This is a genomic window from Dokdonella immobilis (assembly GCF_900115085.1).
Classification (GTDB): Bacteria; Pseudomonadota; Gammaproteobacteria; order Xanthomonadales; family Rhodanobacteraceae; genus Dokdonella; species Dokdonella immobilis.
On the sequence record NZ_FOVF01000062.1, the window covers coordinates 1 to 3449 of the forward strand.

The 3449-nt window shown below is 58.7% G+C and carries 5 protein-coding genes; 1 reads left to right on the forward strand and 4 read right to left on the reverse strand.

The window, feature by feature from the left end; genetic code table 11:
* Window positions 1-130: 130 nt before the first annotated feature.
* On the reverse strand, window positions 131-397 hold the full coding sequence (locus BM125_RS20040; RefSeq protein ID WP_139225133.1) for a hypothetical protein: 267 nt from the start codon (window positions 395-397) through the stop codon (window positions 131-133).
* Window positions 398-931: 534 nt separating this feature from the next.
* Here BM125_RS20040 and BM125_RS19470 point away from each other — a divergent pair.
* Entirely contained in the window at window positions 932-2026 is a 1095-nt protein-coding gene (locus BM125_RS19470; protein ID WP_092411107.1) for an IS110 family RNA-guided transposase, read from the forward strand.
* 381 nt (window positions 2027-2407) lie between these two features.
* Here the strand turns inward: BM125_RS19470 and BM125_RS19475 are convergent, their stop codons facing one another.
* From BM125_RS19475 to BM125_RS19485, 3 genes are all read right to left on the reverse strand, one after another.
* Window positions 2408-2824: a DUF4279 domain-containing protein gene (locus tag BM125_RS19475; protein WP_092411109.1), complete on the reverse strand. Its 417-nt coding sequence runs from the start codon at window positions 2822-2824 to the stop codon at window positions 2408-2410.
* A 103-nt stretch (window positions 2825-2927) separates the two neighbouring features.
* Window positions 2928-3275, reverse strand: a complete 348-nt coding sequence (locus tag BM125_RS21050; protein ID WP_092411111.1) for an ankyrin repeat domain-containing protein — start codon at window positions 3273-3275, stop codon at window positions 2928-2930.
* A 74-nt stretch (window positions 3276-3349) separates the two neighbouring features.
* Window positions 3350-3449 (reverse strand): IS3 family transposase (locus tag BM125_RS19485; protein ID WP_092411113.1); only part of this gene is annotated, 100 nt, incomplete at its 5' end.

Here is a 3449-nt window from a genome sequence, read left to right on the forward strand (position 1 = left end):
GAGATCCCAAAAAACAAAATCCGCCAACGCGGCGGATTGTGTTCATCGAAAAGGGGTTTTTCTACAGCTTCAACACCGGAAATAAGCCGCCGCGTCAGCGGTCGGCTTAATTGAATAGTTGGGCCTATATCTATGGAGAATAGACATATATTCCCGTGCTTATGCTAAGAATGCCAATAGCAATGGCAAGAGCTGAAAAAACGCGATTCCCCCGATAGTAATCTTCGACTGACGATACCAAGCAGGTAACTGCCAGTATCGCGCAAAAAATTGACTGTACGAGAAGGTCGCTCGGCGCTTCCACAATGAACTGATAGAGAATGAACGCCAATATCACCAGCAGAGCAATGGCCAAGCCTTGACGCACACCAGAAAGCCTTGTGATTCGATTGCTCATGCGCAGGCCCAACACCTGAATTGAGCCGCGTGCGTCAGCACGTCGGCTCGAATGACTAGTTGGACCGCTGGCGGTAAGAGTGAAACTTCACCTGCGCTCCATATACGAGCTCTCCGCGAGAGACTCGCTTACTCAACGCGTCCAGCTGGCGCCGAATACTTTGATAATGCCGTGCCCAATGAACAAATTGTAGTGCTCCGAAAAGCAGAAACACGCTACCCACAGTCAAGGCAACGGTAGTGCTCAATGGGCCATACAGCGCATATGCCAGAAGCACGACCAAAGCTGCTGAAACTAGCGCCCCAATGGCTACCGCAAGAAGAACGCGCCGTGCCTCGCGCTCCGTGATTGCTCGCACGCGATCGACAACCTGCAAAGTGACTACGTCGTTATCATCCATTGCAGTCCAACACCAGATATAAGCTGCCGCGTTAGCGGTCGGCTTGATTGAGTAAAAAGAGACTTCCCACATCCTACGGCCTCGAGGGTCATGATGGTAGTTCTACACAACCGTCAGCAGAAGGGGAAGTCTCCATGAATACTATAACCATTGGCGTGGATCTGGCGAAGGACCTGTTCTCGGTGTGCTCGGTGAATGCGTCCGGACGCGTGCTGGATCGGCACGAACTTCGGCGTGAGAAGTTTGCGGCGTGGCTGGCTCAGGTGCCGGCAGGCACGGTGATGGCAATGGAGGCCTGCAGCAGTGCGCATCATTGGGGTCGGGTTTGTCGCGGCTACGGCCTGGAGCCACGGTTGATGGCCGCCCAGTTCGTCAAACCGTTCCGCAAGAGTGCCGGCAGCAAGAACGATCGCAACGATGCCGAGGCGATTGCCACTGCAGCACGTCAGGGCAACATGCGCTTTGTGCCGTTGAAGTCGGTTGACCAGCAGGTGCGCCTGTCCTGGCATCGGGTGCGCGAAGGTTACAAGGCCGAAGGCCTCGCTATCAGCAATCGGCTCCGTGGCTTGCTGGCCGAATTCGGCCTCGTCATCGCACCGAGCGATGCCGCCTTACGCCGCTGGCTGGCCGATCTCGACGCGGTTTCGCTACCGGTCGAACTGATCGAGCTGGTCCGCGATCTGGCCGAGCATTGGCAAGCCGTGCAGCAGCGCGTAGCCCACTGCGATCGGCGCATCGAAGCCCATGCGCAATCCGATGAACGCTGTGTGCGCGTACGCTCGCTGGTCGGCATCGGCCCGCTCACCGCCGATGCGGTGGTGGCCACGATCGGCGAGGGCAAGGAATTCAAGAACGGCCGACAGCTGGCTGCCTGGTTGGGCCTGGTACCCACCCAGCATTCCAGTGGCGGTCGCCGCCGTCTGGGCACGATCAGCTGCCGCGGCGATGGGTATCTGCGCACACTGCTGATCCAGGGGGCCCGCAGTGCCCTGCAGCGGGCCAAGGCCGTGGCTCCGGAAAAGGCCACACCCGAGCAGATTTGGATTCGCTCCCTGGCCGGGCGTCTGATATTCGGCAAAATCCTCGTCGCAATCGCCAACAAGCATGCGCGCCAGCTCTGGGCGATGCTGGCACGCGATGAAACCTACGATGCCCACGCCTGGTTGACGCATCCGATGGCGCAACGCGCTGCCGGCGCGCACGCCGCGTCGCGCGCAGTAAAAGCCTGAGTACACCCCATGACCACCGTCCACGTCAGCGCGAAGCAGTAGACAACGGGTCAGACCGACCTGGAGAGAACCTGACTAACTTAGCGGACGTCACTCCGTGCACCGGCTGATCCCCGGGCACCGACGACCCCGATGGATGAGCGAGGTCTCCAGGTGCGGTTTATACAGTGGTCCGAGTCCGCATCAGCGACTCCACAAGACCGATTACGGAAATGCCGTCTGACAACCGTTTCATCACCGCATCGCACTGAACGAAGTCACACGCAGCACGGAGGAAAATCCGATGACCCGCAGAAGCCCAAACGCGAAGGGCAAAGGCGTCACTCGCCTGGAGTTGACGGGAAGTCTCTTACGGAAATGTTAGCGTGCGCACGGCACACTTCAGTCTTCGGAGGGGTCATATATGTCCAAGCTAAGCGAAATTCCGCGAGAGGATAGCGCTCCGAGAACCTCCGGGGAGAACTCCAAGCCATCGTTGGAAGAGCCCATGAACACGCCGCAGAAAAAGTCCATTGTGTAGCGAGACCGCAGGATGGCCCAGACCGCTGGGTCCTCGGGAAACTTCCCTAGGATCTCTAGGATCTGGGCGGGAATGTCTTCAGGGCGGCGATCTTCGGCCGCAAGGCTCCAGAGCCCGGTCTTCTCTACGTACTTGTTTCCGGTTTTTGGTCCCACGCGGATGTCGCCCTTGGCACAGGAATGCGTCGGCTCGCAGCCAAGAATAGACGTGACTTCGGAAGGAACGAGGCCATCCCCGAAGATCCTGAACGAAACGACGGAGTGCTCCGCAATCCCCATAGCACGCTAACGCCGTGTTAAGCGGCCGCGCAGGCGCGGACCACGGGGTTGCGAATACGGAAGTTGCGCGGTCCGCTTGAATACATAGTTGGGCGACGGACGCTCATGCCTCCCACTTCTTGAGGACAGCTGCGACTTCGTCTCCCTGACCGCTCGCATCCAAAGCCAACTGAACCGGCGTGTAGCTATCGCTTGACTTGATAGTCGGGTCTGCACCATGCCGCAATAGCTCCTCCGCCATGCGCGCGCGATCATCACCCCCAGCCGCTGCCATGTCTGCGAGCCAGTGAAGGGCCGTATATCCACGGTATTGGTCCGCGTGATTCGGGTCGGCTCCTGCCTCTAGGCATCTGCTCAATGCCTCGGCGTCACCGCAGTAGGCGGCGTAGTGAAGCTCCGACACGCCGCGCTGACCCGGACCTGGGTGGAACAACTCCGGCCGATCATTCATTCAGTCACCCAACGCTTGAATTTAGCGGCGCGCGTAGCGCGGAGACTTCCTTCGAAAAAATGTACACCTGATGGTTAGGTGCGCTGGGCTTCGAACTCGATCGGTGAGCGGTAGCCTAGGGCGGAGTGTAAACGCTGTCTGTTGTAGAAATCGATATAGCTTCGCAGCGCGGAT